The 24598-nt window shown below is 58.6% G+C and carries 37 protein-coding genes and 1 pseudogene; 35 read left to right on the forward strand and 3 right to left on the reverse strand.

What is annotated here, in order from left to right:
• From tuf to rplQ, 30 genes and pseudogenes are all read left to right on the forward strand, one after another.
• Positions 1–324, forward strand: a pseudogene (gene tuf / locus Q3Y64_RS15770) (elongation factor Tu); the annotation flags it as partial.
• Positions 325–398: 74 nt separating this feature from the next.
• A complete protein-coding gene (gene rpsJ, locus Q3Y64_RS15775) occupies positions 399–710 on the forward strand; it encodes a 30S ribosomal protein S10 (RefSeq protein ID WP_101941772.1) in 312 nt (103 codons plus the stop codon).
• Between the two features lie 130 nt (positions 711–840).
• On the forward strand, positions 841–1482 hold the full coding sequence (rplC, locus tag Q3Y64_RS15780) for a 50S ribosomal protein L3 (protein ID WP_101941771.1): 642 nt from the start codon (positions 841–843) through the stop codon (positions 1480–1482).
• An 11-nt stretch (positions 1483–1493) separates the two neighbouring features.
• Positions 1494–2114 (forward strand): 50S ribosomal protein L4, encoded by a 621-nt coding sequence (gene rplD, locus Q3Y64_RS15785; protein ID WP_303563286.1) that lies wholly within the window; start codon positions 1494–1496, stop codon positions 2112–2114.
• On the forward strand, positions 2111–2419 hold the full coding sequence (gene rplW / locus Q3Y64_RS15790; protein WP_101941769.1) for a 50S ribosomal protein L23: 309 nt from the start codon (positions 2111–2113) through the stop codon (positions 2417–2419). Before rplD ends, rplW begins: the two co-directional genes overlap by 4 nt.
• Positions 2416–3243, forward strand: a complete 828-nt coding sequence (gene rplB / locus Q3Y64_RS15795) for a 50S ribosomal protein L2 (protein ID WP_101941768.1) — start codon at positions 2416–2418, stop codon at positions 3241–3243. Before rplW ends, rplB begins: the two co-directional genes overlap by 4 nt.
• A 9-nt stretch (positions 3244–3252) precedes the next feature.
• Positions 3253–3528, forward strand: coding sequence for a 30S ribosomal protein S19 (gene rpsS, locus Q3Y64_RS15800; protein ID WP_101941767.1), 276 nt, complete (start codon positions 3253–3255; stop codon positions 3526–3528).
• A gap of 9 nt (positions 3529–3537) precedes the next feature.
• A complete protein-coding gene (gene rplV / locus Q3Y64_RS15805) occupies positions 3538–3867 on the forward strand; it encodes a 50S ribosomal protein L22 (protein ID WP_101941766.1) in 330 nt (109 codons plus the stop codon).
• A 9-nt stretch (positions 3868–3876) separates the two neighbouring features.
• On the forward strand, positions 3877–4668 hold the full coding sequence (rpsC, locus tag Q3Y64_RS15810) for a 30S ribosomal protein S3 (protein WP_101941765.1): 792 nt from the start codon (positions 3877–3879) through the stop codon (positions 4666–4668).
• On the forward strand, positions 4652–5065 hold the full coding sequence (rplP, locus tag Q3Y64_RS15815; RefSeq protein WP_095524569.1) for a 50S ribosomal protein L16: 414 nt from the start codon (positions 4652–4654) through the stop codon (positions 5063–5065). The genes rpsC and rplP overlap by 17 nt, the downstream gene beginning before the upstream one ends.
• Before the next feature lie 5 nt (positions 5066–5070).
• Positions 5071–5262 (forward strand): 50S ribosomal protein L29, encoded by a 192-nt coding sequence (gene rpmC / locus Q3Y64_RS15820; RefSeq protein ID WP_101941764.1) that lies wholly within the window; start codon positions 5071–5073, stop codon positions 5260–5262.
• The gene (gene rpsQ, locus Q3Y64_RS15825; protein WP_101941763.1) at positions 5262–5528 is read left to right on the forward strand and encodes a 30S ribosomal protein S17; all 267 of its coding nucleotides are present in this window, start codon (positions 5262–5264) and stop codon (positions 5526–5528) included. Before rpmC ends, rpsQ begins: the two co-directional genes overlap by 1 nt.
• Positions 5529–5675: 147 nt before the next feature.
• A complete protein-coding gene (gene rplN, locus Q3Y64_RS15830) occupies positions 5676–6044 on the forward strand; it encodes a 50S ribosomal protein L14 (protein ID WP_101941762.1) in 369 nt (122 codons plus the stop codon).
• Between the two features lie 9 nt (positions 6045–6053).
• Positions 6054–6368 carry a 50S ribosomal protein L24 gene (gene rplX / locus Q3Y64_RS15835; protein WP_303563293.1) on the forward strand — a complete coding sequence of 105 codons (315 nt, stop codon included), beginning with the start codon at positions 6054–6056 and terminating at the stop codon, positions 6366–6368.
• 9 nt (positions 6369–6377) lie between these two features.
• Positions 6378–6917, forward strand: a complete 540-nt coding sequence (gene rplE, locus Q3Y64_RS15840) for a 50S ribosomal protein L5 (RefSeq protein ID WP_101941760.1) — start codon at positions 6378–6380, stop codon at positions 6915–6917.
• Between the two features lie 7 nt (positions 6918–6924).
• Positions 6925–7230: a 30S ribosomal protein S14 gene (rpsN, locus tag Q3Y64_RS15845; protein ID WP_101941759.1), complete on the forward strand. Its 306-nt coding sequence runs from the start codon at positions 6925–6927 to the stop codon at positions 7228–7230.
• Between the two features lie 10 nt (positions 7231–7240).
• A complete protein-coding gene (rpsH, locus tag Q3Y64_RS15850) occupies positions 7241–7636 on the forward strand; it encodes a 30S ribosomal protein S8 (RefSeq protein ID WP_101941758.1) in 396 nt (131 codons plus the stop codon).
• 12 nt (positions 7637–7648) lie between these two features.
• Positions 7649–8182, forward strand: a complete 534-nt coding sequence (gene rplF, locus Q3Y64_RS15855) for a 50S ribosomal protein L6 (RefSeq protein ID WP_101941757.1) — start codon at positions 7649–7651, stop codon at positions 8180–8182.
• A gap of 12 nt (positions 8183–8194) precedes the next feature.
• Positions 8195–8548, forward strand: coding sequence for a 50S ribosomal protein L18 (rplR, locus tag Q3Y64_RS15860; protein WP_170020174.1), 354 nt, complete (start codon positions 8195–8197; stop codon positions 8546–8548).
• An 11-nt stretch (positions 8549–8559) separates the two neighbouring features.
• Positions 8560–9084, forward strand: a complete 525-nt coding sequence (gene rpsE, locus Q3Y64_RS15865; RefSeq protein ID WP_101941755.1) for a 30S ribosomal protein S5 — start codon at positions 8560–8562, stop codon at positions 9082–9084.
• Between the two features lie 2 nt (positions 9085–9086).
• The gene (rpmD, locus tag Q3Y64_RS15870) at positions 9087–9269 is read left to right on the forward strand and encodes a 50S ribosomal protein L30 (protein ID WP_101941754.1); all 183 of its coding nucleotides are present in this window, start codon (positions 9087–9089) and stop codon (positions 9267–9269) included.
• 2 nt (positions 9270–9271) lie between these two features.
• Positions 9272–9706 (forward strand): 50S ribosomal protein L15, encoded by a 435-nt coding sequence (gene rplO, locus Q3Y64_RS15875; protein ID WP_101941753.1) that lies wholly within the window; start codon positions 9272–9274, stop codon positions 9704–9706.
• A gap of 20 nt (positions 9707–9726) precedes the next feature.
• Positions 9727–11052: a preprotein translocase subunit SecY gene (gene secY, locus Q3Y64_RS15880; RefSeq protein ID WP_101941752.1), complete on the forward strand. Its 1326-nt coding sequence runs from the start codon at positions 9727–9729 to the stop codon at positions 11050–11052.
• A gap of 8 nt (positions 11053–11060) precedes the next feature.
• The gene (gene infA / locus Q3Y64_RS15885; protein ID WP_101941751.1) at positions 11061–11279 is read left to right on the forward strand and encodes a translation initiation factor IF-1; all 219 of its coding nucleotides are present in this window, start codon (positions 11061–11063) and stop codon (positions 11277–11279) included.
• Positions 11280–11305: 26 nt separating this feature from the next.
• Positions 11306–11419 (forward strand): 50S ribosomal protein L36, encoded by a 114-nt coding sequence (gene rpmJ, locus Q3Y64_RS15890; protein WP_083917609.1) that lies wholly within the window; start codon positions 11306–11308, stop codon positions 11417–11419.
• Between the two features lie 62 nt (positions 11420–11481).
• Complete coding sequence (gene rpsM / locus Q3Y64_RS15895; protein ID WP_101941750.1) at positions 11482–11844, forward strand: 30S ribosomal protein S13; 363 nt, start codon at positions 11482–11484, stop codon at positions 11842–11844.
• Positions 11845–11857: 13 nt separating this feature from the next.
• A complete protein-coding gene (gene rpsK, locus Q3Y64_RS15900; protein ID WP_101941749.1) occupies positions 11858–12247 on the forward strand; it encodes a 30S ribosomal protein S11 in 390 nt (129 codons plus the stop codon).
• Positions 12248–12263: 16 nt separating this feature from the next.
• Positions 12264–12893, forward strand: a complete 630-nt coding sequence (gene rpsD, locus Q3Y64_RS15905; protein WP_101941748.1) for a 30S ribosomal protein S4 — start codon at positions 12264–12266, stop codon at positions 12891–12893.
• Between the two features lie 38 nt (positions 12894–12931).
• Positions 12932–13912, forward strand: a complete 981-nt coding sequence (gene rpoA / locus Q3Y64_RS15910) for a DNA-directed RNA polymerase subunit alpha (RefSeq protein WP_101941747.1) — start codon at positions 12932–12934, stop codon at positions 13910–13912.
• A gap of 26 nt (positions 13913–13938) precedes the next feature.
• Positions 13939–14325, forward strand: coding sequence for a 50S ribosomal protein L17 (gene rplQ, locus Q3Y64_RS15915; RefSeq protein WP_303563305.1), 387 nt, complete (start codon positions 13939–13941; stop codon positions 14323–14325).
• 192 nt (positions 14326–14517) lie between these two features.
• On the opposite strand, the gene uvrA is transcribed toward rplQ, so the two are convergent.
• Positions 14518–17334 (reverse strand): excinuclease ABC subunit UvrA, encoded by a 2817-nt coding sequence (gene uvrA, locus Q3Y64_RS15920; protein WP_303563307.1) that lies wholly within the window; start codon positions 17332–17334, stop codon positions 14518–14520.
• A gap of 231 nt (positions 17335–17565) precedes the next feature.
• On the opposite strand from uvrA, the gene ssb reads away from it, so the two are divergent.
• Together ssb and rpoH are read left to right on the forward strand one after the other, a co-directional pair.
• Positions 17566–18069 carry a single-stranded DNA-binding protein gene (gene ssb / locus Q3Y64_RS15925; protein ID WP_101941744.1) on the forward strand — a complete coding sequence of 168 codons (504 nt, stop codon included), beginning with the start codon at positions 17566–17568 and terminating at the stop codon, positions 18067–18069.
• Positions 18070–18240: 171 nt separating this feature from the next.
• Positions 18241–19089 carry an RNA polymerase sigma factor RpoH gene (gene rpoH / locus Q3Y64_RS15930; protein WP_101941743.1) on the forward strand — a complete coding sequence of 283 codons (849 nt, stop codon included), beginning with the start codon at positions 18241–18243 and terminating at the stop codon, positions 19087–19089.
• A 66-nt stretch (positions 19090–19155) separates the two neighbouring features.
• Here rpoH and Q3Y64_RS15935 read toward each other — a convergent pair whose 3' ends face one another.
• Positions 19156–19860, reverse strand: a complete 705-nt coding sequence (locus Q3Y64_RS15935) for a mobilization protein (RefSeq protein ID WP_303563310.1) — start codon at positions 19858–19860, stop codon at positions 19156–19158.
• A 136-nt stretch (positions 19861–19996) separates the two neighbouring features.
• Positions 19997–20902, reverse strand: coding sequence for a LysR family transcriptional regulator (locus Q3Y64_RS15940; RefSeq protein WP_101941741.1), 906 nt, complete (start codon positions 20900–20902; stop codon positions 19997–19999).
• A 117-nt stretch (positions 20903–21019) separates the two neighbouring features.
• On the opposite strand from Q3Y64_RS15940, the gene Q3Y64_RS15945 reads away from it, so the two are divergent.
• The 3 genes from Q3Y64_RS15945 to Q3Y64_RS15955 all read left to right on the forward strand — a co-directional run bounded on the left by Q3Y64_RS15945 (position 21020) and on the right by Q3Y64_RS15955 (position 24346).
• Positions 21020–21613, forward strand: coding sequence for an FMN-dependent NADH-azoreductase (locus Q3Y64_RS15945; protein ID WP_101941740.1), 594 nt, complete (start codon positions 21020–21022; stop codon positions 21611–21613).
• 94 nt (positions 21614–21707) lie between these two features.
• The gene (locus Q3Y64_RS15950; protein WP_303563314.1) at positions 21708–22601 is read left to right on the forward strand and encodes a pirin family protein; all 894 of its coding nucleotides are present in this window, start codon (positions 21708–21710) and stop codon (positions 22599–22601) included.
• Positions 22602–22723: 122 nt separating this feature from the next.
• Entirely contained in the window at positions 22724–24346 is a 1623-nt protein-coding gene (locus Q3Y64_RS15955) for a methyl-accepting chemotaxis protein (protein WP_101941738.1), read from the forward strand.
• Positions 24347–24598 lie beyond the last annotated feature (252 nt).

Genomic DNA, 24598 nt, shown 5'->3' on the forward strand with positions numbered 1-24598 from the left:
GAGCGCGGCCAAGTGCTGTGCAAGCCGGGTTCGATCAAGCCGCACACCCACTTCACGGGCGAAGTGTACGTGCTGTCGAAGGACGAAGGTGGTCGTCACACCCCGTTCTTCAACAACTACCGTCCGCAGTTCTACTTCCGTACCACCGATGTGACGGGCGCAATCTCGCTGCCGGAAGGTGTGGAAATGGTGATGCCGGGTGACAACATCCAGATGACCGTGAAGCTGATTGCTCCGATCGCCATGGAAGAAGGTCTGCGCTTCGCAATCCGCGAAGGTGGCCGTACCGTTGGCGCCGGCGTCGTCGCCAAGATCATCGAGTAATTCATGTTTGAGCGGCGCGCCTGAGTGGCGCGCCGTTTGTTCTTTGTGCTCTTTATCGCTCTTTTGGAAACATCATGGCAAATCAAAAAATCCGCATCCGTCTGAAGGCATTTGACTATCGTCTGATCGATCAGTCCGCCCAGGAAATCGTTGAAACAGCCAAGCGCACTGGCGCTGTGGTTCGTGGCCCGGTTCCCATGCCGACCAAGATTGAGCGCTTTGACATCCTGCGCTCGCCGCACGTGAACAAGTCTTCGCGTGACCAGTTCGAAATCCGTACCCATCTGCGCTTGATGGATATCATCGACCCGACCGACAAGACGGTTGACGCGCTGATGAAGCTGGATCTGCCGGCTGGCGTGGATGTTGAAATCAAGCTGCAATAACACTGCTGCTTGCGTAGTCGATCTGTTCTGAGTTAAACTCCCGCGCTTCGCGTTCAAATGGGCGCGTGAGTTTTCATTGCAGCACCAATTGCGATCCAGTCAATCGAAACTGGATCATAGGAGAAAAAACATGAGTCTAGGCCTTGTCGGTCGCAAGGTCGGCATGACTCGCATTTTTGCTGAGGACGGTGCTTCCGTTCCGGTGACAGTGCTTGACGTGTCGAACAATCGCGTGACCCAGATCAAGACCCCTGAGGTGGATGGTTATTCCGCTATTCAGGTTGCCTTTGGTGAGCGCCGCGCAAGCCGCGTAACCAAGGCGCTCGCCGGTCATATGGCTAAGGCGGGTGTTGAGGCGGGTAGCGTTATGCGCGAATTCCGTCTTTCCGCTGAGCAGATTGCCAGCTACAAGGCGGGTGATGTGATCAGCGTTGAAATCTTTGCTGTGGGTCAAAAGGTCGATGTTGTCGGCACTTCCATTGGTAAGGGTTTTGCTGGCGCCATCAAGCGTCACAACTTCAGCTCCCAGCGTGCGTCGCACGGCAACTCAGTCAGCCACAACGCTCCGGGTTCGATCGGTATGGCGCAAGATCCGGGGCGCGTTTTCCCGGGTAAGCGCATGGCTGGTCATCTGGGTGCGGCTAAGTCGACCGTCCAGAATCTGGAAGTGGTGCGTGTGGATGTCGAGCGTGGTCTGCTGCTCATCAAGGGCGCAGTTCCGGGGCATGATGGCGGAGACGTGATTGTGCGTCCGGCTGTCAAGGCTAACTGATCGGGGGCGTCATGGAACTCAAGCTGGTTAATGATCAGGGCCAGGCTTCCGCTACGGTGCAGGCTTCGGACGCGGTGTTTGCCCGCGAATACAACGAAGCGCTAGTGCATCAGCTGGTTGTGGCCTATCAAGCGAATGCCCGTTCTGGCAATCGCGCTCAAAAGGATCGTGGTGAAGTTAGGCACACTACGCACAAGCCTTTCAAGCAAAAGGGTACGGGTAATGCTCGTGCCGGTATGTCGTCTTCGCCGTTGTGGCGTGGTGGTGGTCGGATTTTCCCGAATCGCCCGGATGAAAACTTTACTCAGAAGGTGAACCGCAAGCAGTTCCGCGCAGGTATCGCATCGATCCTGTCGCAACTGGTTCGCGAGGATCGTTTGGTGGTGGTTGAGAGCTTCTCTGTTGATGCTCCCAAGACGCGTCTGCTGGCCCAGAAGCTCAAGGGCTTCGGTGCTGAGTCTGCGCTGGTCATTACTGACGAAATCGATGAAAACCTGTGGCTGTCTTCGCGCAACCTGCATAACGTGCTGGTGCTCGAAGCTCACGAAGCTGACCCGGTGTCGCTGGTGCGCTATCCGCGCGTTATCGTGACGCGCGCTGCGGTCGCCAAGATCGAGGAGATGTGGCAATGAGCTATAGCCAGGAACGACTCCTGCAGGTGCTGCTCGCCCCGCAGATTTCCGAGAAGGCGACCTCGGTTGCTGAAAAGCACGAGCAAGTGGTTTTCCGTGTGGCATCGGATGCCACCAAGCCGGAAATCAAGGCCGCTGTTGAGCTGCTCTTTAAGGTTCAGGTGGATTCCGTACAGGTTCTGAACGTTAAGGGTAAGGTAAAGCGCTTTGGCCGTTCGATCGGTCAGCGCAAGGGCTGGAAGAAGGCGTTTGTCTGCCTGAAGCCGGGCCAGGAGATCAATTTCGTTGAGGGAGGGGCCGCATAATGTTGGTCAAGGTCAAACCCACCTCTGCGGGTCGCCGCGGTCTGGTCAAGGTGGTGAATCCTGGTCTTCACAAGGGCAAGCCGTTGGCTAGCCTGGTGGAAAGCCAGTCGAAGAACGCCGGTCGCAATAACAATGGTCGCGTTACTGTTCGCCATCAGGGCGGCGGTCACAAGCAACACTACCGTTTGGTTGACTTCAAGCGCAACAAGGACGGCATTCCGGCCAAGGTTGAGCGTATTGAATACGATCCGAACCGTACTGCCAATATTGCTTTGCTGTGTTATGCAGATGGCGAGCGTCGTTACATCATCGCCCCGAAGGGCTTGGTGGTTGGTCAGGAAATCCTGAGCGGCTCCGAGGCTCCGATCAAGGCGGGTAACACTCTGCCGATTCGCAATATCCCGGTTGGTAGCACGATCCACTGCGTTGAAATGCTGCCTGGCAAGGGGGCTCAACTGGCTCGCGCTGCTGGTACTTCGGTTCAGCTGTTGGCTCGCGAAGGTATCTATGCTCAGCTGCGCCTGCGTTCCGGTGAAATCCGCCGCGTGCACATCGAGTGTCGCGCGACCATCGGCGAAGTGGGTAACGAAGAGAACAACCTGCGCAAGATCGGTAAGGCTGGTGCTCAGCGTTGGCGTGGTATTCGCCCGACCGTTCGCGGTACGGCGATGAACCCGGTGGATCACCCGCACGGTGGTGGTGAAGGCAAGACCGGCGAAGGCCGCGTGCCTGTCAGCCCGTGGGGTACTCCTGCCAAGGGCTATCGTACGCGTAACAATAAGCGTACTGACAGCATGATCGTTCAGCGTCGTCACAAGCGATAAGAGGTAGTCATGGCACGTTCCATTAAAAAAGGGCCGTTTGTAGACGACCATCTGATCAAGAAGGTTGAAGCTGCAGCGAATTCCACCGACAAGCGTCCGATCAAGACCTGGTCGCGTCGCTCGACGATTCTGCCCGAGTTCATCGGTCTGACCATCGCGGTGCATAACGGCAAGCAACATATTCCGGTGTTTGTGACTGAAAACATGGTCGGTCACAAACTTGGCGAGTTCGCGCTGACGCGTACCTTCAAGGGTCACGCCGCCAGCAAGAAGGCTAAGAGGTAAGGGGGGATCATGGAAACCAATGCAAGTTTGCGCGGTGTCCGCCTCTCCGCCCAGAAGGGTCGCCTTGTGGCTGACCTGGTTCGCGGCAAGCCGGTGGATCAAGCGCTGAACATTCTGACTTTCTGCCCGAAGAAGGGTGCTGGCATCATCAAAAAGGTGCTCGAGTCCGCTATTGCGAACGCCGAGCACAATGATGGTGCTGACATTGATTCGCTGAAGGTTACGACGATTCACGTGGAAAAAGGTATGTCCCTCAAGCGTTTCACTGCCCGTGCTAAGGGCCGTGGTAACCGCATCGAGAAGCAGACCTGCCACATCTACCTGTCTGTTGGGGAATAAGGGGAGCACATGGGACAGAAAATCCACCCGACCGGTTTCCGCCTTGCGGTAACCCGGAACTGGAGCTCTCGCTGGTTCGCCAACAGCAAGAGTTTCGCGACGATGCTTCACGAAGACATCAAGGTTCGTGAGCATCTGAAGAAGAAGCTGGCGCACGCCTCTGTTGGTCGTGTGTTGATCGAGCGTCCGGCAAAGAATGCCCGCATCACCGTTTACAGCGCCCGTCCGGGTGTTGTGATTGGTAAGAAGGGTGAGGACATTGAGCAGCTGAAGGCTGATCTGCAGAAGATCATGGGCGTGCCTGTGCATGTCAATATCGAAGAGATTCGCAAGCCCGAGACGGATGCTCAGCTGATTGCTGATTCGATTGCTCAACAGCTCGAAAAGCGCATCATGTTCCGCCGCGCCATGAAGCGTGCGATGCAAAACGCCATGCGTCTGGGTGCTCAAGGCATCAAGATCATGAGCTCGGGTCGTCTGAACGGCGCCGAAATTGCCCGTACCGAGTGGTATCGCGAAGGCCGCGTGCCGCTGCATACCCTGCGTGCCGATATCGATTATGGCTTCTCTGAAGCCAGCACGACCTACGGCATTATCGGTATCAAGGTCTGGGTTTATAAGGGTGAAATGGTTGGCAAGGGCGAACAGCCGGCCGTCGTTGAAGCCAATGAAAATGAAGGTCGCAAGGCCCGTCGTCCCGCACGTAACGAAGGTGATGCCAAGCCGGCAGCCCGTCGTCCCGCTGCGCGCAAGACAGGCGCTGTGAAGAACGCAGGAGCTAGCGATGCTGCAGCCGAATAGAAGGAAGTACCGTAAGGAGCAGAAGGGTCGCAACACGGGTGTTGCTACCCGTGGCGCCAAAGTCAGCTTCGGCGAGTACGGCCTGAAGGCCATCGGCCGTGGTCGACTGACGGCTCGTCAAATCGAGTCTGCTCGTCGTGCCATGACCCGTCACATCAAGCGTGGCGGCCGTATCTGGATCCGTATTTTCCCGGACAAACCCATCTCCAAGAAGCCTGCCGAAGTTCGTATGGGTAACGGCAAGGGTAATCCGGAGTATTGGGTTGCCGAGATTCAACCGGGTAAGGTGCTGTACGAGATGGATGGTGTGGACGAGACTCTGGCTCGTGAAGCTTTCCGCCTGGCAGCTGCCAAGCTTCCGATTGAGACCGCGTTTGTTACGCGGCTTGTGGGGTAAGAAGAATGAAAGCCAATGAGTTGCGCTCCAAGGGCGCTACCGAGCTTCAGGATGAGCTGATCGCGCTGCTCAAGGAGCAGTTCTCCCTGCGCATGCAGATCGCTACGCAGCAGCTGAACAACACGTCCCAGTTGGGGCGTGTGCGTCGCGATATCGCTCGCGTTCGTACAATCCTGCGTGAAAAGGCGGTGGCGTAATGAGTGAGCAGAAACAAGTAGTGCGCCGTACGCTGAGCGGCCGTGTCGTGAGCGATAAGATGGACAAGACCGTTACCGTCTTGGTCGAGCGTCGCGTCAAGCATCCGCTCTACGGCAAGGTGATGGTGCAATCCAAGAAGTATCATGCTGACGTTGCTAACGACGTTGCCGCCGAAGGCGACCTGGTTGAGATTGAGGAGTGCGCTCCGATTTCCAAAACTAAAGCATGGCGTGTGACGCGAGTGCTTGAAAAAGCCCAAGGCTAATTCAAGTTTTTTTCGCAAAACACTTGCATCCAGATCTCGAGCTAAGCTAGAATGCTTGGCTCGACTTCCTGCTAACCGCAGGGCCTTTTTCCCGGACGGGATCCAAGACTGAACGCCTTTGGTGTTCAAGTTGGATGGAGTAAAAAAATGATCCAAATGCAGACGATTCTTGACGTCGCCGACAACACGGGTGCGCGCGCAGTTATGTGCATCAAGGTGTTGGGTGGTTCCAAGCGCCGCTATGCCGGCGTTGGCGACATCATCAAGGTGAGTATCAAGGACGCAGCCCCGCGTGGCCGCGTGAAGAAGGGCGACGTCTATAACGCCGTGGTGGTTCGTACTGCCAAGGGTGTTCGTCGCAACGATGGTTCGTTGATTAAGTTTGACAAGAATGCAGCTGTGCTGCTGAACGCCAAGCTCGAGCCGATCGGTACGCGTATTTTCGGGCCGGTGACGCGTGAGTTGCGTACCGAGCGTTTCATGAAGATTGTTTCGCTGGCCCCTGAGGTCCTCTAAGGAGCGAAGATGAACAAGATTCGCAAAGGGGACGAAGTTATCGTCCTGGCGGGCAAAGACAAAGGCAAGCGCGGCACTGTGGTGCGTTGCGTAGATGCTGAGCGGGTGTTGGTTGAGGGTGTGAATCGCGTCAAGAAGCACACCAAGCCGAATCCGGTGAAGGGTCAGGTTGGCGGTATCGTCGAAAAAGAGATGCCGATCCAAATTTCCAATGTGGCGCTGTTTAATCCGGCGACGCAAAAGGCTGACCGTGTTGGCTTTAAGATCGAAGATGGCAAGAAGCTTCGTATCTTCAAGTCCAGCGGTGCTGTGGTCGGAGCGTAAGGAACTGTCATGGCTCGTCTTCAAGAATTCTATAAATCTGAAGTGGTGGCTCAGTTGGGTCAGCGCTTTGGCTACAAGTCCATCATGGAAGTGCCGCGCATCACTAAAATCACTCTGAATATGGGGGTGGGTGAGGCTGTGGGCGACAAGAAGGTTTTGGATCATGCTGTGGGTGATATGACCAAGATTGCTGGTCAGCGTCCGGTGGTGACCAAGGCCAAAAAGTCGATCGCGGGTTTCAAGATTCGTGATGGTTATCCGATTGGCTGCATGGTTACCCTGCGTGGTCCGCGCATGTTCGAATTCCTGGATCGTTTGATTACTGTGGCTATGCCGCGTATTCGTGACTTCCGTGGCATCGTTGGCAAGGGTTTCGATGGTCGTGGCAACTACAATCTTGGTGTGAAAGAGCAGATTATTTTCCCCGAGATCGAGTACGACAAGATCGACGCACTTCGCGGTATGAACATCAGCATTACCACGACCGCCAAGACGGACGAAGAGGCGCGTGCGCTTCTCGTGGCGTTCAAATTCCCGTTCAAGAACTGAGGCTGACATGGCTAAACTGGCTCTTATCAACCGCGAAGACAAGCGTCGCAAGACGGTAGAGAAGTTCGCTGCCAAGCGCGCTGCTCTGCAAGCGGTGATTGAAGACGCGTCGCGTTCCGACGAGGAGCGCATGGAAGCGCGTCTGAAACTGCAGAAGCTGCCGCGTAATGCCAGCCCGAGCCGTCTTCGCAATCGTTGCGAACTGACTGGGCGTCCCCGTGGTGTGTTCCGTAAATTTGGTCTGTGCCGTAATAAGCTGCGTGAAGTGGCTTTCAAGGGCGAAGTGCCCGGCATGACCAAGGCTAGCTGGTAAGGAGATCGAGATGAGTATGTCTGATCCGGTCGCCGATATGCTGACGCGCATTCGTAATGCTCAGCAAGCTCAGAAGGGTGCTGTTTCCATGCCCTCCTCGAAGCTGAAAGTTGCGATCGCCCAAGTGTTGAAGGACGAAGGTTATATCGAGGATTTCGTGGTTCGCGGCGAAGCTGCTTCGCGTGAGCTTACCATTGGACTCAAGTATTACGCTGGTCGCCCTGTTATCGAGCGCATCGAGCGTGTGAGCAAGCCTGGTTTGCGCGTGTACCGCGGTTGCGATGAGCTGCCGAAGGTCATGAACGGTCTGGGTGTGGCTATCGTTTCCACCCCTGCTGGCGTGATGACTGATCGTCGTGCGCGTGCCGGCAAGGTTGGCGGCGAAGTTCTGTGCCTCGTGGCTTAAGGAGGAACGGAAATGTCGCGCGTAGCCAAGAATCCGATCGCATTGCCTGCTGGCGTTGAACTGACGCTGGCCTCCGGCGAAGTGACTGTCAAGGGCCCTCTGGGGTCGCTCAAGCAGCGTCTGCATCCGTCTGTCAGCCTTGTGCGTGATGGTGGTGTGGTCACGGTTGCTGCTGTTGAAGGCGCCGTGAATGCTGGCGCCATGTCGGGTACTACCCGCGCTCTGCTCAACAACATGGTTGTGGGTGTGAGCAAGGGTTTCGAGCGTAAGCTCACTTTGGTTGGCGTGGGCTATCGTGCCCAGGCTCAAGGTGACAAGCTGAACCTGACGCTGGGTTTCTCCCATCCGGTGGTGCATCAGATGCCTGCTGGAGTGAAGGTTGAGACCCCGACCCAGACGGAAATCGTCATTAAGGGTGTCGATAAGCAACAGGTTGGTCAGGTGGCCGCTGAAGTTCGCGCTTACCGCGCTCCTGAGCCCTACAAGGGCAAGGGTGTGCGCTACGCCGACGAGGTGGTAAGCCTGAAGGAAACCAAGAAGAAGTAAAGGCGGACGAATATGAACAAGAAAGAAGCGCGTTTGCGCAGGGCTCGCAAAACTCGGGCCCGCATCGCGGAGCAAAAAGTCGCTCGACTGACTGTGTTCCGTTCGAACTGCCACATTTATGCGCAAATCATCTCCGGTTGCGGTTCGCGCGTGCTGGCTGCTGCTTCCACTGTCGAAGCTTCCGTGAAGGGCGAGCAGCCCAACGGTGGCAACGTGAGTGCAGCCGTGGTCGTCGGCAAGTTGATTGCCGAGCGCGCAGTTGCAGCAGGTATCCAGTCGGTAGCGTTCGATCGCGCCGGCTACCAGTATCACGGTCGCGTCAAGGCTCTTGCCGAGGCTGCCCGTGAAAATGGTCTCCAGTTCTGAGCGAGAGAGTCATGGCTAAGCAACAGACGAAAAAGGTTCAGGCTCAGGAAGAGCGTGACGATGGCCTGCGCGAGAAGATGGTGTCGGTCAATCGCGTGACCAAGGTTGTGAAGGGCGGTCGTATTCTTGGCTTCGCCGCTCTGACCGTGGTTGGCGACGGCGACGGTGGTATCGGCATGGGCAAGGGCAAGTCCCGCGAAGTGCCGGTGGCCGTGCAGAAGGCCATGAACGAAGCCCGCGCCAAGATGGCCAAGGTTTCGCTCCGCAACGGCACTCTACAGCACTCGGTGGTTGGCAAGCACGGCGCAGCTGTTGTGCTGATGCAACCGGCCCCGAGCGGTACGGGCATCATTGCTGGTGGCGCAATGCGCGCTGTCTTCGAGGTGATGGGCGTTACCGACGTGATCTGCAAGTGCCTGGGCTCCACCAATCCGTACAACGTTGTGCGCGCTACGCTGAATGGCCTCTTTGCCACCAGCACTGCCGCTGAAATTGCCGCCAAGCGTGGCAAGCGCGTTGAAGAAATTCTGGGGTAATCATGGCTGACAAGAAAATTCGCGTCACGCTCATCAAGAGCTTGATCGGCACGAAGCAGCCGCACCGCGCCACTGTACGTGGCCTCGGTCTGCGTCGTATCAATCACACCGTGGAACTTGAAGATACGCCCGCTGTACGCGGCATGATCAACAAGGTTTCCTACCTGGTTAAGAGCGAGGGGTAATCATGGAACTCAATAAGTTGCAACCCGCTGAGGGTTCCAAGAAGGCTCGTCGTCGCGTTGGTCGTGGTATAGGTAGCGGCTTGGGCAAAACTTGTGGCCGTGGTCACAAAGGCCAGAAATCTCGCGCGGGCGGTTTTCACAAAGTCGGTTTCGAAGGCGGCCAGATGCCTATGCAGCGTCGCCTGCCGAAGCGTGGCTTCGTGTCGCTGACGGCTTCGCGTAACGTTGAAGTGCGTCTGAGTGAGCTCGCTGCGCTGCCGATTGATGATATCGATTTGCTGTCGCTGAAGCAGGCTGGCATTGTGGCAATCGAAGCATTGTCTGCAAAGGTGATCCTTTCAGGTTCCATCGAGCGCAAGGTTACTCTGCGTGGCGTTGGTGCCACCAAGGGTGCGCGCGCTGCGATTGAAGCTGCTGGCGGTTCGGTCGCTGAGTAATCACGGGACGGGATAGCTACGTGGCCACTCAATCGCCAGTGCTGGGCAAGTCGGGAAAGTTCGCCGATCTGAAGCGTCGTCTGTGGTTCCTTCTGGGGGCTCTGGTGGTGTATCGCGTCGGTGCGCATATTCCCGTCCCCGGAATTGATCCGGTCGAACTCGCCAAGTTGTTTGAAACCCAGAAAAACGGGATTCTTGGTGTCTTCAACCTGTTTTCCGGCGGCGCGTTATCTCGTTTTACGATCTTTGCGCTGGGCATCATGCCTTACATTTCCGCGTCCATCATCATGCAGTTGATGGCGATTGCGTCGCCTCAGCTCGAGGCGCTGAAAAAGGAAGGTGAGGCAGGGCGTCGTAAGATTACGCAGTACACCCGCTACGGAACCGTCGCATTGGCGATTTTCCAGTCCGTCGGTATTTCGATGATGCTGGAGCAGCAGCCGAATCTGGTTATTGATCCAGGTTTGTTGTTCCGTCTCACCGCGGTTTCGACCCTGGTGACTGGCACGATGTTCATGATGTGGCTGGGTGAGCAGATTACTGAGCGTGGTATCGGCAATGGCATCTCGATTCTGATTTTTGCTGGTATAGCGTCGGGCTTGCCGACTTCAATTGGCGGCTTGCTGGAATTGGTTCGCACAGGGGCACTGCATTCGGTCTGGGCGCTGTTCATCTGTGTGCTGGTTGTGCTGGTTACAGCTTTCGTTGTTTATGTCGAACGCGGTCAGCGCAAGATTTTGGTGAATTACGCCAAACGCCAGGTTGGTAACAAGATTTATGGTGGTCAGAGTTCGCATCTCCCGTTGAAGCTGAACATGTCGGGTGTGATACCGCCGATCTTCGCGTCGTCGATCATTCTGTTCCCGGCTACTGCAGCCCAGTGGTTTGGATCTTCTGACAGCATGCGCTGGCTCAAGGATATTGCAGCGACCCTTTCACCGGGGCAGCCTATTTACATCCTGTTGTACTGCGCAGCAATTGTGTTCTTCTGCTTCTTCTATACTGCGCTGGTCTTTAATTCGAAAGAGACTGCCGACAATCTGAAGAAGAGTGGTGCTTTCGTTCCAGGGATTCGTCCTGGTGAGCAGACTGCTCGTTACATTGACAAGATCCTGATGCGTCTGACGCTGATTGGTGCTGCTTATGTGACGCTTGTTTGCTTGCTGCCTGAATTCTTGATTTTGAAGTGGCAGGTGCCGTTCTACTTCGGTGGAACGTCGCTGCTGATCATTGTGGTGGTGACGATGGATTTTATGGCTCAAGTTCAGGCCTACGTCATGTCCCACCAGTACGAAAGCCTCCTTAAAAAGGCGAATTTCAAGGGTAGTCCAGGATTGCCCCGGTAAATAGCGTCATGTCGAAGGAAGATGCCATCGAGTTCCAGGGCGAAGTCATCGAAACTTTGCCCAACGCAACTTTCAGGGTGAAACTGGAAAATGGTCATATCGTCCTGGGCCATATTTCAGGAAAGATGCGGATGCACTATATCCGTATCCTCCCTGGCGACAAGGTCACCGTACAGCTGACGCCGTACGACCTGAGCAAGGGACGTATCACATTCCGCTCGAAGTAAGACGGAACGGTTATTAGGAGTAAGAAATGAGAGTACAAGCTTCTGTTAAGCGGATCTGCCGCAAGTGCAAGATCATCCGTCGCAAGGGCGTGGTTCGCGTTATCTGTGAAGATCCGCGTCACAAACAGCGTCAGGGTTGATTTTGAGCCCCGTTTTCTTTAAACTTATGCGTTTCGCTTTTCCGCGATAAAAGGGTAAGTTCATGGCCCGTATTGCTGGTGTCAATATTCCGAATCACAAGCACGCCGAGATCGCGCTGACTGCCATTTATGGCATCGGCCGTAACCGTGCCCAGAAGATCTGTGATGCTGCAGGTGTTACCCGCAGCGCCAAGATGAAAGACCTTACCGAAGAGCAGATGGATCGTCTGCGCGAAGAGGTAGGCAAGTTCACCGTAGAGGGTGATCTTCGCCGCGAGGTCACCATGAATATCAAGCGTCTTATGGACCTTGGTTGCTATCGTGGTGTTCGTCATCGTCGTGGTTTGCCGGTTCGCGGTCAGCGTACCCGCACCAATGCTCGTACCCGCAAGGGCCCGCGCAAGACGATGGCTGGCAAGAAGTAATCTGGGGTAGATCATGGCAAAGACCGTTGCGAAGATTCGCAAAAAAGTAAAAAAGAACGTTGCTGAAGGGATTGCGCATATCCATGCATCCTTCAACAACACCATCGTGACGATCACTGATCGTCAAGGCAACGCACTGTCGTGGGCGACCTCTGGCGGTGCTGGCTTCAAGGGCTCCCGCAAGAGCACGCCTTTTGCTGCCCAGGTGGCTGCTGAGGCTGCTGGCAAGGCAGCTCAAGAGTGCGGTGTGAAGAATCTGGAAGTGCGCATCAAGGGGCCGGGTCCGGGTCGTGAGTCTGCAGTGCGGGCATTGAACGCGCTGGGCCTCAAGATCACGTCGATTACCGACATTACCCCTGTGCCGCATAACGGTTGCCGTCCGCCGAAGCGTCGCCGCATCTAATTAGGAGCAAAAGAACGTGGCTCGCAATCTCGATCCGAAGTGCCGTCAGTGCCGCCGTGAAGGTGAAAAGCTGTTCCTGAAGGCCGAAAAATGTTTTACCGACAAGTGTGCAATCGAACGTCGTTCGTATGCGCCGGGTCAGCATGGTCAGAAGTCTGGCCAGCGTTTGTCTGGTTATGGCCAGCAACTGCGTGAAAAGCAGAAGATCCGTCGCATCTACGGTGTGCTTGAGCGCCAGTTCCGCAAGGTTTATGCCGAAGCTGATCGCCGCAAGGGACAGACCGGTGAAAACATGCTGCAGTTGCTCGAAGGCCGTCTGGATGCTGTTGCCTACCGCATGGGTTTTGGCGGTTCGCGCGCTGAAGCTCGTCAGGTTGTGCGTCACAACGGTGTGCTGGTTAACGGTAAGCGTGTGAATATCCCGTCCTACACCATGCGTCCCGGTGACGTGGTTCAGCTGACCGATGCCGCCCGTGCCCATCTGCGCACCAAGGCTGCACTCGAGGCTGCTGAAGGCCGTGGCTTCCCGGAGTGGCTCGAAGTGGATGCTAAGGCTGCCAAGGGCACCTTTAAGGCTTTCCCGCAGCGCGCCGAACTGCCTTCGACCATCAATGAAAGCCTGGTTGTCGAACTCTACTCGCGTTAATGCGGGCTCAAGCAGTTCATAACTGACAAGGATAGGACATGCAGAGTAATAGCCTCCTGAAACCCCGCATCATCGATGTGCAGAGCATCTCCCCGGTTCATGCCGTTGTGGTGATGGAGCCCTTCGAGCGTGGTTACGGGCATACCCTTGGTAACGCGCTGCGCCGCATCCTGCTCTCTTCGTTGCCGGGTTACGCCCCGACAGAAGTCTCCATCGATGGCGTGCTCCATGAGTACTCCACGCTGGATGGCGTGCGCGAAGACGTGGTCGACATCCTGCTTAATTTGAAGGGTGTCGTGCTGAAGCTGCATAACCGTGCTGAAGTGACGCTGCGTCTTTCCAAGTCCGGCGAAGGCGTGGTGAAGGCCAGCGATATCGAAGTCAGCCATGACGTCGAAATCATCAACCCGGATCATGTGATTGCTCACTTGGCTCCGGGCGGCAAGCTGGATATGCAGATCAAGGTCGAGCAAGGCCGCGGCTACGTGCCGGGTAATGTGCGTCCGCTCAATGGCGACAACAAGGTGATCGGCCGCATCGTTCTGGACGCATCGTTCAGTCCGGTTCGCCGTGTCAGCTATCAGGTCGAAAGCGCTCGCGTCGAGCAGCGCACCGATCTGGACCGTCTGGTGATCGATATCGAGACCAACGGCGCTGTGGATCCGGAAGAGTCGATCCGGTTTGCTGCTCGCGTGCTGATGGATCAGCTGTCCGTGTTTGCTGATCTGGAAGGTACTCCGGTTGCCAAGGAAGAAGCCAAGGCTCCTCAGATCGATCCGATCCTGATGCGCCCGGTTGATGACCTTGAACTGACGGTTCGTTCCGCCAATTGCCTCAAGGCTGAAAACATTTACTACATCGGCGATCTCATTCAGCGTACTGAAACTGAGCTGCTCAAGACCCCGAATCTGGGTCGCAAGTCGCTCAACGAGATCAAGGATGTGCTCGCTTCGCGTGGTCTCACGCTGGGCATGAAACTGGAAAACTGGCCGCCGGCCGGTCTTGAAAAGACCGCCTGAGCTGCAAGCAATAGGGAATAACGAAAATGCGTCACGGTAACGGCCTCCGCAAGCTCAACCGCACCAGCGCCCACCGCAAGGCTCTGCTGCAAAACCTTTCGAACGCGCTGCTGCGTCACGAAGTGATCAAGACCACTTTGCCCAAAGCAAAGGAACTTCGTCGCGTGGTGGAGCCGCTGATCACCCTCGGCAAGACTCCGTCTCTCGCCAATCACCGCTTGGCGTTTGCCCGCCTGCGTGATCGCGAAATGGTGCTGAAGGTGTTCAACGAACTGGGCCCGCGTTTCGCCAGCCGTAACGGTGGCTATCTGCGCATCCTGAAGTGCGGCTTCCGCGTCGGTGACAATGCACCGATGGCTTACGTCGAACTGCTGGATCGTCCGGAAGGTTCCGAGGCTGTTGCCGCTGAGTAATCAGCTTCGCCAGTTTCATCGAAAAGCCCGCTCTTGAGCGGGCTTTTTGTTTGTGGTGCACTGAATATTCTTTGCGATAGAGCTTGTGCTTGTCTTGGGGGCTGTTGCGTGAGGCGGCTAATTTGCCTGTCTGGCGCTGGCTAGGGAGCAATGCTGGAGCCGCACTTTCGGCAGAAAGCGCGGCTCCCCGTCTCAGCGCAATAATGGGGCCAGATAGTGGCCGGTATGGCTATCTGGGTGAGCGGCGACGATTTCTGGCGTGCCGGAGACCAGGATCCGGCCGCCGCCAGCACCACCTTCCGGGCCCAGGTCGACCAGCCAGTCAGCCGTCTTGATCACATCCAGGTTGTGTTCGATCACGACGATGGTATTGCCTTGCTCGCGCAGGCGGGTAAGTACCTTCAGCAGCAGTTCGATGTCGTGGAAGTGCAGGCCGGTGGTGGGTTCGTCTAGGATGTAGAGCGTGCGCCCGGTGTCGCGCTTGGAGAGCTCGAGTGCGAGTTTTACCCGCTGAGCCTCACCCCCGGAGAGCGTGGTCGCACTCTGACCAAGGCGGATGTAGCCGAGGCCAACTTCCATCAAGGTGTCGAGCTTGCGAGCCACGGTTGGGACGGCATCAAAGAAGCGCTGGGCTTCTTCTACTGTCATTCCGAGGACTTCGGCAATATTGCGCCCCTTGTAGCGGACTTCGAGGGTTTCGCGGTTGTAGCGCTTGCCGTGGCACACGTCGCAGGGCACGAATACGTCTGGCAGGAAGTGCATTTCGACGCGCAACATGCCGTCGCCCTGACAGGCTTCGCAGCGCCCACCCTTGACGTTGAAAGAGAATCGGCCGGCGCCGTAACCGCGCGCGCGGGACTCCGGCACGCCTGCGAAGAGTTCGCGGATCGGGGTGAGCAGACCGGTGTAGGTGGCTGGGTTGGAGCGTGGAGTGCGCCCGATCGGAGCCTGATCCACGCTGATGATCTTGTCGAATTGCTCGAGGCCTTCAATCGATCGATAGGGCGCTGCTTCGATTGAACTGCCGTGAATTTCGCGCGCGACGATTGCGTAGAGTGTGTCGTTGATCAGGGTCGACTTGCCCGAGCCGGATACGCCCGTTACACAGGTCATCAGGCCGACCGGGATTTCCAGTGTGACGTCCTTGAGGTTGTTGCCTGTGGCGCCCTCCAGACGCACAAGGCGTGTGGGGTCTGGCTGGAGTCGCTTCCTCGGAACCTCTATGCCGCGTCGTCCAGAAAGAAAGGCGCCGGTGATCGAGGCTTCAGCTGCGATGATATCGGCCGGGCTGCCGTGGGCGATGACTTCACCACCGTGCTCTCCGGCACCCAGACCCATGTCGACTACATGGTCGGCCATCCGGATGGCGTCTTCGTCGTGTTCGACAACGATGACGGTGTTGCCGATATCACGCAGGCGGCGTAGGGTGCCCAGGAGGCGATCGTTGTCGCGCTGGTGCAGGCCGATCGAGGGCTCATCCAACACATACATGACGCCGGTGAGTCCGGAGCCAATCTGCGAAGCGAGGCGGATACGCTGGGCTTCGCCGCCTGAAAGTGTGTCGGCCGAGCGGTTCAGGCTCAGGTAGTCCAGCCCGACGTCGATGAGGAACTGCAGGCGGGAGGCCACTTCACGCATGACCTTGTCGGCGACCTGGGCCTTGTTGCCTGCGAGTTTGGTTGTGGCGAAGTAGTGCTGACAGTCGCGGATCGAAAGGGCCCCTATTTCCGGCAGTGAACGGGTGCCAATGCGCACATAGCGTGCCTCTTTGCGCAGGCGGCTACCGGCGCAATCCGGGCAGGGGCGGGTCGAGCGGAATTTGCCGAGCTCTTCGCGCACGACGACCGAGTCTGTTTCTCGGAAGCGCCGCTCCAGATTTGGCAGGATGCCCTCGAAGCTGTGCTCCTTGCTGACCATGCGGCCCGATTCCGAGAGGTACTTGAACGGGATCTTGCGACTCCCTGAGCCGTGAAGCACCACTTCGCGGATCTCCGCGGGCAACTCATTGAAAGCGGTGTCCGTATCGAATTCGTAGAATGCCGCGAGGCTTTGCAGCATCTGAAAGTAAAACTGGTTGCGCCGATCCCAGCCGCGAATGGCCCCCGAAGCCAGCGAGAGCTCGGGATGAGCGACAACGCGGGCAGGGTCGAAGAAGTCGTGGTTGCCGAGGCCGTCGCAGCTCGGGCAAGCACCAACCGGATTGTTGAAGGAGAACAGTCGAGGTTCCAGTTCCTGCACCGCGAAGCCGCAGACGGGGCAGGCGTAGCGCGCCGAGAACGGGTGCTCCCGGCCGCTCTCCATCTCAATGGCGATGGCACGTCCTTCGGCATGTGCCAGGGCGGTTTCGAAACTTTCGGCAAGGCGCTGACGCGAATCTGGGCGGATCTTGATGCGATCCACCACCAGATCGATGCTGTGCTTGCTCGTTTTGGAGAGTGGCGGCACCGAGTCGATCTCGCAGATCTGGCCGTTGACGCGCAGGCGTACAAAGCCCTGAGCACGCAGTTCGGCAACCAGCTCTTCGTGGCTGCCCTTGCGTTCGGTGATCAGCGGGGCGGCGATCATCAGCGGCGTGCCTTCAGGCAAGGCCAATACGTGATCAACCATCTGCGACACGGTCTGCGCCTCGAGCGGCAGTTCGTGATCAGGGCAGTGCGGCGTGCCGGCACGGGCGTAGAGCAGGCGCAGGTAGTCGTGGATCTCGGTGACGGTGCCGACCGTCGAGCGCGGGTTATGGCTGGTGGCCTTCTGTTCGATGGAGATGGCTGGCGAAAGGCCTTCGATGAGATCGACGTCCGGCTTTTCCATCAGCTGCAGGAACTGGCGTGCGTAGGCTGACAGGCTTTCCACGTAGCGCCGCTGGCCTTCCGCATAGAGCGTGTCGAAGGCCAGCGAGCTCTTGCCGGAGCCAGACAGGCCGGTAATCACGGTGAGTTTGTTACGCGGGATGTCGAGACTGATGTTCTTCAGGTTGTGGGTACGTGCCCCACGGATCTGGATCCATTCCATAGCCTGTGCCGCCAGCAAGAAAACCAACCAATATACGGGGCGGACCCTGCCCGGCCAAGTGTTTTCGCGCTGTGGCGGGTGAGGATGTGTGGCGGGAGCCTTACGTAAAGTTCTCGCTCAGGGTAGGATCGCTGGCTGTCACGCGCTCAGTGCCGCGCGGCAGAACAGACCCGAATCGGCGCCGAATGAATCGTGAATGCGGCGCCGCAACTTTATCGAAGGAGTAATCGCATGGCCTCAGTCAACAAAGTCATCATCGTCGGCAATCTGGGCAAGGACCCGGAAACGCGTTATGCCCCGAGCGGTGATGCTTTCTGCACCATTACCGTTGCCACGACGGATACCTGGAAGGACAAGCAGACCGGCGAGAAGAAGGAAGCCACCGAGTGGCACCGCGTGGTGTTCAACGGCCGCCTCGCCGAGATCGCCGGCCAGTATCTGAAGAAGGGCCGCCCGGTGTATATCGAAGGTAGCCTGCGCACCCGTAAGTGGACCAACAAGGAAGGTGTGGAGCAATACACCACCGAGATCCGCGCCGACCAGATGCAGATGCTCGGTTCGCGTGAAGATGGCGGTGCTTCCCGTGGCGGAAACGATTATGACCAGCGCGGTGGTGACGACTTCCAGCAGGCGCCACGCGCTCGTCCGGCGGCTGCGCCGGCGGCCCGTCCGGCGCCGGCAGCAGCGCCTGCGGCGGGTGGCTTTGGCGATTTCGACGACGATATCCCGTTCTGAGAACGCCTTTAAGTGAGCCCGAAGCCCCGCCTAAACAATTGTTTAGGCGGGGCTTTTGATTTTCTATGGACATGTTCATGGAACTCTCTTGCGCATTTAGCACTCAATGAGGCAGAGTGCTAACATTGAGTTGGGCGAAATGCCCGCTGAAGATTTGTGGAGGTGACAGGTATGACGCAAGCGCTGGCTTTTCCGGTTCCGAACGCTCTGGGCAACATCGACCAGTACGTGCAGGCCGTCAATCGCTACCCGCTGCTGACCGAGGAGCAGGAACACGCCTTGGCTCTGCGCCTGAAGGAAGAGAACGATCTGGACGCCGCGCGCCAACTGGTGCTGTCGCATCTGCGTTTGGTGGTGTCCATTGCCCGCAATTACCTCGGTTACGGTCTGCCGCATGCGGATCTGATCCAGGAAGGCAACATTGGCCTGATGAAGGCGGTGAAGCGTTTCGATCCGGAGCGTGGGGTGCGGCTGGTGTCTTTTGCCATGCACTGGATCAAGGCCGAGATCCACGAATACATCGTCAAGAACTGGCGTCTGGTGAAGATTGCGACCACCAAGGCCCAGCGCAAGCTGTTCTTCAACCTGCGCAGCATGCGCGGTGACAGTGCTTCACTGAGTCCTGAGGATGTACGCGGTATTGCGAGCAAGCTGGGCGTGAAGCCGGAAGAAGTGATCGAGATGGAAACGCGCTTTGCCGGTGGCGAAGTAGCGATTGATCGCGGTTCGGATGACGACGACGAGCGCATGGCGCCGATCGACTGGCTGGCAGACGAATCGGCCGAGCCGGTGGAAGTGCTGGCTACTGCGCAGAGCGAGCGCCTGGCAGACGAAGGCCTGAAGGGCGCACTGGCAAGCCTGGACGAGCGCAGCCGCGCCATCGTGCAGCGCCGCTGGCTGGTGGAGGATGATCCGGCCACCCTGCATGAGCTGGCCGCTGAGTACGGCGTGTCAGCCGAGCGGATCCGCCAGATCGAGGCCAAAGCCATGCAGAAGATGCGACTGGCCTTGTCGGCATGAAAAACTGACGTCCAGCACAACGCCCGGCTCTTGCGAGACCGGGCGTTTTGTTTTGGGGCTGCGGGTTCAGAGTGGCAGGGTGTCGAAGATCGCGTAGTGGTTACGCAGCCAGGTCTTGACGCGCTGGCGCTCCATCATGCCCAGCACGGCATCGCCCTCACGGTTGTTGATGGCAGCCCAGAAGCTCGCATTCTGCCGATCGATTTTGTTCATGCTGGCTTCGTGCAATTCGCTCAGCGTGATCAGCTTCCCGCCCAGCTCCAGTGCCCGGCTGAGGGCTGCGGACTTTTCCAACAGTGAAAAGTCTGTGCCGCGACCTTCGTTCTTCACCACGAAGTAGTTGGGGCCCTGGCCATAGGTGTCGAGCAGGCGATCGAGCAAGTCCGTGGAGTCCTTGCCCGAATCGGCGAGGTGCCAGAAATTGACCGTCACACCCATCTCGGCCAGCAAGGACAGCAGATCAGAATCCTTGATCCAGCGCGCCAGCGGGGCCGCGGTTTGGGCGGCCAGATCGACGATGACACTGTTTTGTTGTCCGTCGGCCGTTTGTGCTTCCAGGCTGTTGGCGATCAGGTCCAGGCCTGCATAGCTGTCGACGATCACCGGCGCAGCATAGTCCGCATAGAAGCGGGTGAAGGAGGTGTGCGAGCGATCGGTATCGAAGCCAGTAAAGGCTTGGCCGCGATCTATGAAGTATTGGGCCAGCAGGCGGGCGGTGACAGACTTGCCGACGCCGCCTTTTTCGCCGCCGATAAAATTGAGAGAGCTCATGGAGTGATTCCGGGTCGTGTTGAGGTAATCGGAGGCTTGCCCGAATGATTAGCAATAAATACGCCCGGGCTCTACTCACGACATGCTCACTGGGCCACATTGCGTGGCCGTGACTCGCCGGAAGTTTCTTGCAGGCTCAGGAGGAGACTAGTCCCAGCGCGTCTTCCAGGGCGCCGAGAAAGGCCCGGGTGCGTGCCGGCAGCAGGCGGCGCCCGGGCATGACCGCCCAGACTGTCATGCTCGGCAGTTTCCAGTCGGGCAGTACACGCAGCAGCAGGCCATTCGCAACCGCGTCGGCGACGAAGCGTTCGGAGAGTGCAGCGACGCCCAGACCGTGCGAGGCCAGCAAGCGCATCAGGCTCACCGAGTTGGCGGCCAGTGGCCCGCTGGGCAAGTCCTCCCACACCTCCTGGTCGCGTGTGAGTCGCCAGCGCTGGGCTTCACCGTTGCTGCCGACCAGTTGCAGAGCGGTGTGGCGCATCAGCTCGTCTGGCCGGGTGGGGGTGCCGAAGCGCTTCAGATAAGCCGGGCTGGCGTAGAGGCCGCTTTCCAGGGTGCACAGCCGGCGCGCCACCAGGGTGGCGTCATCCGGCAGGCGGGCGGCCACGCGCAGCGCGAGATCGAACTGCTCGCCGATCAGATCGACCCGGCGCGGCGAAAGATCCAGCTCCAGCTTGACCTCGGGATAACTCGCAGCGAACTGCAGGAACAGCGGGCCGAGAATCCATTCGCCGAAGTCGGCTGGCATCGACACGCGCAGGCGCCCGCGAACGGCCGTCTGGCGGTGCAGGGCGTAGGCGCTGACTGCGTCAGCCTCTTCCTGCAGGCGGCGAGCGTGTTCAAGGATGCCCAGGCCGAACTCGGTAATCAGCAGGCGGCGTGTGCTGCGGGTGAGCAGGCGTTCGCCCAGGCGCGTTTCCAGCGCCGCAATCCGGCGCGAGACGGTGGACTTGGGCAGGCCGCTGCGCTCGGCAGCAGCGGAGAAGCTGCCGGCTTCCATGACGCGGGCGAAGAGCAGCAAGTCGTTGGCGTCCAGGTCCATGCAGCCTCCTATTGTTCCAATGGTGGAACAATGCTATCCGTTTTGAAGGCTTCCGGTGCTTGAGCTGCAGGAATAAAGTGGCGTCACTCCCTCCCCCTAACCCCAAGGAGAAACACCATGAACATCCTGCAAATCAACTCCAGCGTCCGCGGCGACGCTTCGGCTTCCACCCGTCTGGCCAACAGCATCGTGAGCCGCCTGCGTGCGCTCGATCCCTCGGCCAGCCTCACCGTGCGCGAAGCCGGCTCCCAGCCGATTCTGGATGAGGCTGCACTGGGCGCCATCTTCACCCCGGCTGAAGCACGTACGCCTGAGCAGGCTGCGCGTGCGGCGATTGATTTTGCGGCGATTGCGGAAGTGCAGGCTGCCGATGTGATCGTGATTGGCGTTCCGATGTACAACTTCGGCGTGCCGGTTCAACTGAAGGCCTGGATCGATGCGATCGCCAAAGCTGGCGTGACTTTCCAGTACACCGCCAACGGCCCGGAAGGCCTGCTCAAGGGCAAGAAGGTGTATCTGGCGCTGGCACGTGGTGGCCTCTACCGCGACACCCCGGCTGATTCGCAGACCCCGTATCTGAAGAGCGTGCTGGGCTTCCTCGGTTTGAACGACGTGAGCCTCATTCACGCCGAAGGCCTGTCGATGGGCGAAGAGGCGGCCGCCAAGGCTTTTGCCGAGGCCGAAGCGGAAATCGCAGCACTGACGGTGTAAGCATGGCGGCCGGTGGCCGCCTGCTCGATTTGCGCAGACCCGCGAGGCTGTGCGGCCAGGCGCCGCATGGCCTCGATTCATCAAGGAGTGCCTCATGAGCCAAGTCCCGCAAGTTTCTGCCCTCACTCCCGCCGCTTCGCGAGGCGTGGAGCGCCTGGTGGCCGGGCGTGCCACCTCGGATGGGGCAGGGGTCAAGCTGACCCGCGTCCTGACCCAGGATCTGCAGCGGCGTCTCGACCCCTTCCTGATGCTCGACGCTTTCCGCAACGAGAATCCGGATGACTACATCGGTGGTTTTCCCGATCATCCGCACCGCGGCTTCGAAACCGTCACCTACATGCTTGCCGGTCGCATGCGTCATCACGACAGTGCCGGCAATGCCGGCCTGCTGGGCCCTGGTGGTGCGCAGTGGATGACGGCGGGTTCCGGCCTGATCCACTCCGAACTTCCCGAGCAGGAAGAGGGCCTCATGGAAGGCTTTCAGCTGTGGGTGAATCTGCCGGCGAAGAACAAGATGATTGCGCCTTATTACCGTGACATCCCGAGCGAAGCCATCCCCGAATTCACCACGCCAGAGGGCGTGACGGTGCGCGTGATTGCTGGCGAGAGCCAGGACACGGCCGGGGCGGTACAGCGTCCGGACACCGCGCCGCTGTACCTGGATGTGCATCTGCCTGCCGGCACGCGCTTTGCGCAGGCCATTCCGGCCGGACACAACGCCTTTCTGTACACCTATCGTGGCGAAGTGACGGTAGCCGGGCGTGCGGTCGCCGATCGGTTCATGGCTATTCTGGCTAATGACGGCGCAGCCGGGGTCGTCATCGAGGCGGCTCAGGATGCGCGTGTGATCCTGGTGGCCGGGGCTCCGCTGAATGAGCCGATCGCGCAGTACGGCCCCTTCGTGATGAACACAGGCGAAGAAATCCAGCAGACCCTGAGGGATTATCGCGACGGCTTTTTCGAGGCGGCGCACGTCAAGTCCATCTGAAACAGGGGCTTGCACGGAGCTTCAAGTTCAGCCGGGGCCACGCCGTTAATTAACGGAGTGGCCTTGGGGTTTCAGGCCGACATGATTTTGATCATGAGTGGATTCTGAACGAGGAGCGCAGCATGAATTTGACGATTTCAAAGCGCCTGTGGGCAATGATCATTGCCTCCGCGCTGGCCTTGCTGGTGGTGGGGGGCGCGGGACTGGTCACGATCTCCCGATTGGTAGCAGCGGTTGACGAGGTCAACAACAATTCGATTCCCAGCTTAGGTGTCATTGATGATGCCGAGCTTTCCTTGCTGCGGGTGCGGCTGGGCATCACTCAGCACGTGATGGCGCTGGACGAGACGCGCCGGGCCGCGATCGAGAAGTCGATTGCCGCAGCGCGCGCCGATTGGAATGCGCATCTGAAAATGTATGCGAATGAGCTTGTCAGCAACGATGAAGATCGCAGGCTGCTGGATGCCGTACAAAACGCTCTGAAGCTCTACGAGACCGAGCTGGACAAAGTCCTCGATTTCTCACGTCAGAACCGGACCGACGAAGCTTTTGCGGCTTTGGGGGGCGTATTGGCTCCCGCAGGCGAAACGGCGATCAAGGCTTTGGAGGATATGGCCAGCTTCAACGAACAGAATGCCAAGGCAGCAGGAGAGGCGGCAGGGCGCTTGGGCCACACGGGGCTGGCGGTGTCGGCGGGGGTGGCCGTGCTGGCGATCATCGTGATCGGAGGCATGGGTTTCATGCTGGTAAAAAGCATCGGCGGTGCTCTGCAGGCTGTACAGGGCACGGTTTCGCGGATCCAGCGTGATCTGGATTTCACCCTGCGGATTCCGGTTCGCAGTCGTGATGAACTGGGCTTGACCTCTGAAGCGCTCAACCAGTTGCTGGTCACCATGCAGACCAATCTCAAGAGCATTGCTCAGGGGGTTCGTTCGGTGGCTGCGGCTTCCAATCGCATGGCCTCAACTTCCGATCAGGTTGCACATGCCTCGCAGGAGCAGAGTTCGGCGGCTTCAGCGATGGCGGCGGCGATGGAGGAAATGACGGTCAGCATCACCCATGTGAGCGATAGGGCCGGCGAAGCGAATGAGCTCTCGAAAGAGTCGGGTCGGCTGGCCTCATCAGGCGAAACGGTGATCACCCAGACCGTGGCGGACATCAACGAGATTGCCGGCAGCGTGGATCAGGCTTCGGGGAGTATTCGCGAACTGGGCGAGCAGACCGACCGGATTTCCTCGGTGGTTGGCGTGATCCGCGAAGTGGCGGACCAGACCAATCTGCTGGCATTGAATGCAGCGATCGAGGCCGCACGTGCCGGTGAGCAGGGGCGTGGCTTTGCGGTGGTGGCTGACGAGGTGCGCAAGCTGGCCGAGCGTACGGCGCAATCAACTCAGGAGATCTCGGCCATGGTCGAATCCGTGCGTCATGGCGCGCGCGCTGCGGTTGAGCGCATGGAGCAGGCCGTGGAGAAGGTCAGCAGTGGCGTAGGCCGGGCTCAGGGCGCCAGCGAATCGATTCGCCATATCGGCGAAGCCAACCGCAATGCGGTACAGATGGTGACGGAGATCAGTGACGCCATCCGTGAGCAGGGGACGACCAGTACCAGCATCGCGCAGCAGGTCGAGCGGATTGCCCAGATGGCAGAGGAGTCCAGCTCTGCGGCCATTGAAGGCGCGGGTTCAGCACGCGAACTGGATCGGCTGGCCGAGTCCATGCAGAGCGTGGTGGCGACTTACCGTTTGTAAGTGGCAGGCGTCGCCCGCATTGTCGGGCGCCAGATGACAAGGGCTGGGTGAGGCGGGATGGCTTGTGCAGCTCGTCATCCCCGCGAAGGCGGGAGGTCAGAGACTTCTCGCCTGTGTCTTGCTATGTCTCTGGATTCCCGCCTTCGCGGGGATGACGAATTTCCTTCTCGTTACTGCGTGATGCGGCCCTTGGCTCGTGCGCTGCAAGTGTTGTGGGCGCGGTGCTACGCGGCCTTTGCGATGTGCGATGCT

Origin of the sequence: Uliginosibacterium sp. 31-12, assembly GCF_030548425.1 — a bacterium.
Taxonomy (GTDB): domain Bacteria; phylum Pseudomonadota; class Gammaproteobacteria; order Burkholderiales; family Rhodocyclaceae; genus Uliginosibacterium; species Uliginosibacterium aquaticum.

Bases quoted from the DNA above. Each gene is read 5' to 3' on its own strand.
- rpsJ (WP_101941772.1), top strand. From the start codon at position 399: ATGGCAAATCAAAAAATCCGCATCCGTCTGAAGGCATTTGACTATCGT.
- rplC (WP_101941771.1), top strand. From the start codon at position 841: ATGAGTCTAGGCCTTGTCGGTCGCAAGGTCGGCATGACTCGCATTTTT.
- rplD (WP_303563286.1), top strand. From the start codon at position 1,494: ATGGAACTCAAGCTGGTTAATGATCAGGGCCAGGCTTCCGCTACGGTG.
- rplW (WP_101941769.1), top strand. From the start codon at position 2,111: ATGAGCTATAGCCAGGAACGACTCCTGCAGGTGCTGCTCGCCCCGCAG.
- rpsS (WP_101941767.1), top strand. From the start codon at position 3,253: ATGGCACGTTCCATTAAAAAAGGGCCGTTTGTAGACGACCATCTGATC.
- rplV (WP_101941766.1), top strand. From the start codon at position 3,538: ATGGAAACCAATGCAAGTTTGCGCGGTGTCCGCCTCTCCGCCCAGAAG.
- rpsC (WP_101941765.1), top strand. From the start codon at position 3,877: ATGGGACAGAAAATCCACCCGACCGGTTTCCGCCTTGCGGTAACCCGG.
- rplP (WP_095524569.1), top strand. From the start codon at position 4,652: ATGCTGCAGCCGAATAGAAGGAAGTACCGTAAGGAGCAGAAGGGTCGC.
- rpmC (WP_101941764.1), top strand. From the start codon at position 5,071: ATGAAAGCCAATGAGTTGCGCTCCAAGGGCGCTACCGAGCTTCAGGAT.
- rpsQ (WP_101941763.1), top strand. From the start codon at position 5,262: ATGAGTGAGCAGAAACAAGTAGTGCGCCGTACGCTGAGCGGCCGTGTC.
- rplN (WP_101941762.1), top strand. From the start codon at position 5,676: ATGATCCAAATGCAGACGATTCTTGACGTCGCCGACAACACGGGTGCG.
- rplX (WP_303563293.1), top strand. From the start codon at position 6,054: ATGAACAAGATTCGCAAAGGGGACGAAGTTATCGTCCTGGCGGGCAAA.
- rplE (WP_101941760.1), top strand. From the start codon at position 6,378: ATGGCTCGTCTTCAAGAATTCTATAAATCTGAAGTGGTGGCTCAGTTG.
- rpsN (WP_101941759.1), top strand. From the start codon at position 6,925: ATGGCTAAACTGGCTCTTATCAACCGCGAAGACAAGCGTCGCAAGACG.
- rpsH (WP_101941758.1), top strand. From the start codon at position 7,241: ATGAGTATGTCTGATCCGGTCGCCGATATGCTGACGCGCATTCGTAAT.
- rplF (WP_101941757.1), top strand. From the start codon at position 7,649: ATGTCGCGCGTAGCCAAGAATCCGATCGCATTGCCTGCTGGCGTTGAA.
- rplR (WP_170020174.1), top strand. From the start codon at position 8,195: ATGAACAAGAAAGAAGCGCGTTTGCGCAGGGCTCGCAAAACTCGGGCC.
- rpsE (WP_101941755.1), top strand. From the start codon at position 8,560: ATGGCTAAGCAACAGACGAAAAAGGTTCAGGCTCAGGAAGAGCGTGAC.
- rpmD (WP_101941754.1), top strand. From the start codon at position 9,087: ATGGCTGACAAGAAAATTCGCGTCACGCTCATCAAGAGCTTGATCGGC.
- rplO (WP_101941753.1), top strand. From the start codon at position 9,272: ATGGAACTCAATAAGTTGCAACCCGCTGAGGGTTCCAAGAAGGCTCGT.
- infA (WP_101941751.1), top strand. From the start codon at position 11,061: ATGTCGAAGGAAGATGCCATCGAGTTCCAGGGCGAAGTCATCGAAACT.
- rpmJ (WP_083917609.1), top strand. From the start codon at position 11,306: ATGAGAGTACAAGCTTCTGTTAAGCGGATCTGCCGCAAGTGCAAGATC.
- rpsM (WP_101941750.1), top strand. From the start codon at position 11,482: ATGGCCCGTATTGCTGGTGTCAATATTCCGAATCACAAGCACGCCGAG.
- rpsK (WP_101941749.1), top strand. From the start codon at position 11,858: ATGGCAAAGACCGTTGCGAAGATTCGCAAAAAAGTAAAAAAGAACGTT.
- rpoA (WP_101941747.1), top strand. From the start codon at position 12,932: ATGCAGAGTAATAGCCTCCTGAAACCCCGCATCATCGATGTGCAGAGC.
- rplQ (WP_303563305.1), top strand. From the start codon at position 13,939: ATGCGTCACGGTAACGGCCTCCGCAAGCTCAACCGCACCAGCGCCCAC.
- uvrA (WP_303563307.1), bottom strand. From the start codon at position 17,334: ATGGAATGGATCCAGATCCGTGGGGCACGTACCCACAACCTGAAGAAC.
- ssb (WP_101941744.1), top strand. From the start codon at position 17,566: ATGGCCTCAGTCAACAAAGTCATCATCGTCGGCAATCTGGGCAAGGAC.
- rpoH (WP_101941743.1), top strand. From the start codon at position 18,241: ATGACGCAAGCGCTGGCTTTTCCGGTTCCGAACGCTCTGGGCAACATC.
- Q3Y64_RS15935 (WP_303563310.1), bottom strand. From the start codon at position 19,860: ATGAGCTCTCTCAATTTTATCGGCGGCGAAAAAGGCGGCGTCGGCAAG.
- Q3Y64_RS15940 (WP_101941741.1), bottom strand. From the start codon at position 20,902: ATGGACCTGGACGCCAACGACTTGCTGCTCTTCGCCCGCGTCATGGAA.
- Q3Y64_RS15945 (WP_101941740.1), top strand. From the start codon at position 21,020: ATGAACATCCTGCAAATCAACTCCAGCGTCCGCGGCGACGCTTCGGCT.
- Q3Y64_RS15950 (WP_303563314.1), top strand. From the start codon at position 21,708: ATGAGCCAAGTCCCGCAAGTTTCTGCCCTCACTCCCGCCGCTTCGCGA.
- Q3Y64_RS15955 (WP_101941738.1), top strand. From the start codon at position 22,724: ATGAATTTGACGATTTCAAAGCGCCTGTGGGCAATGATCATTGCCTCC.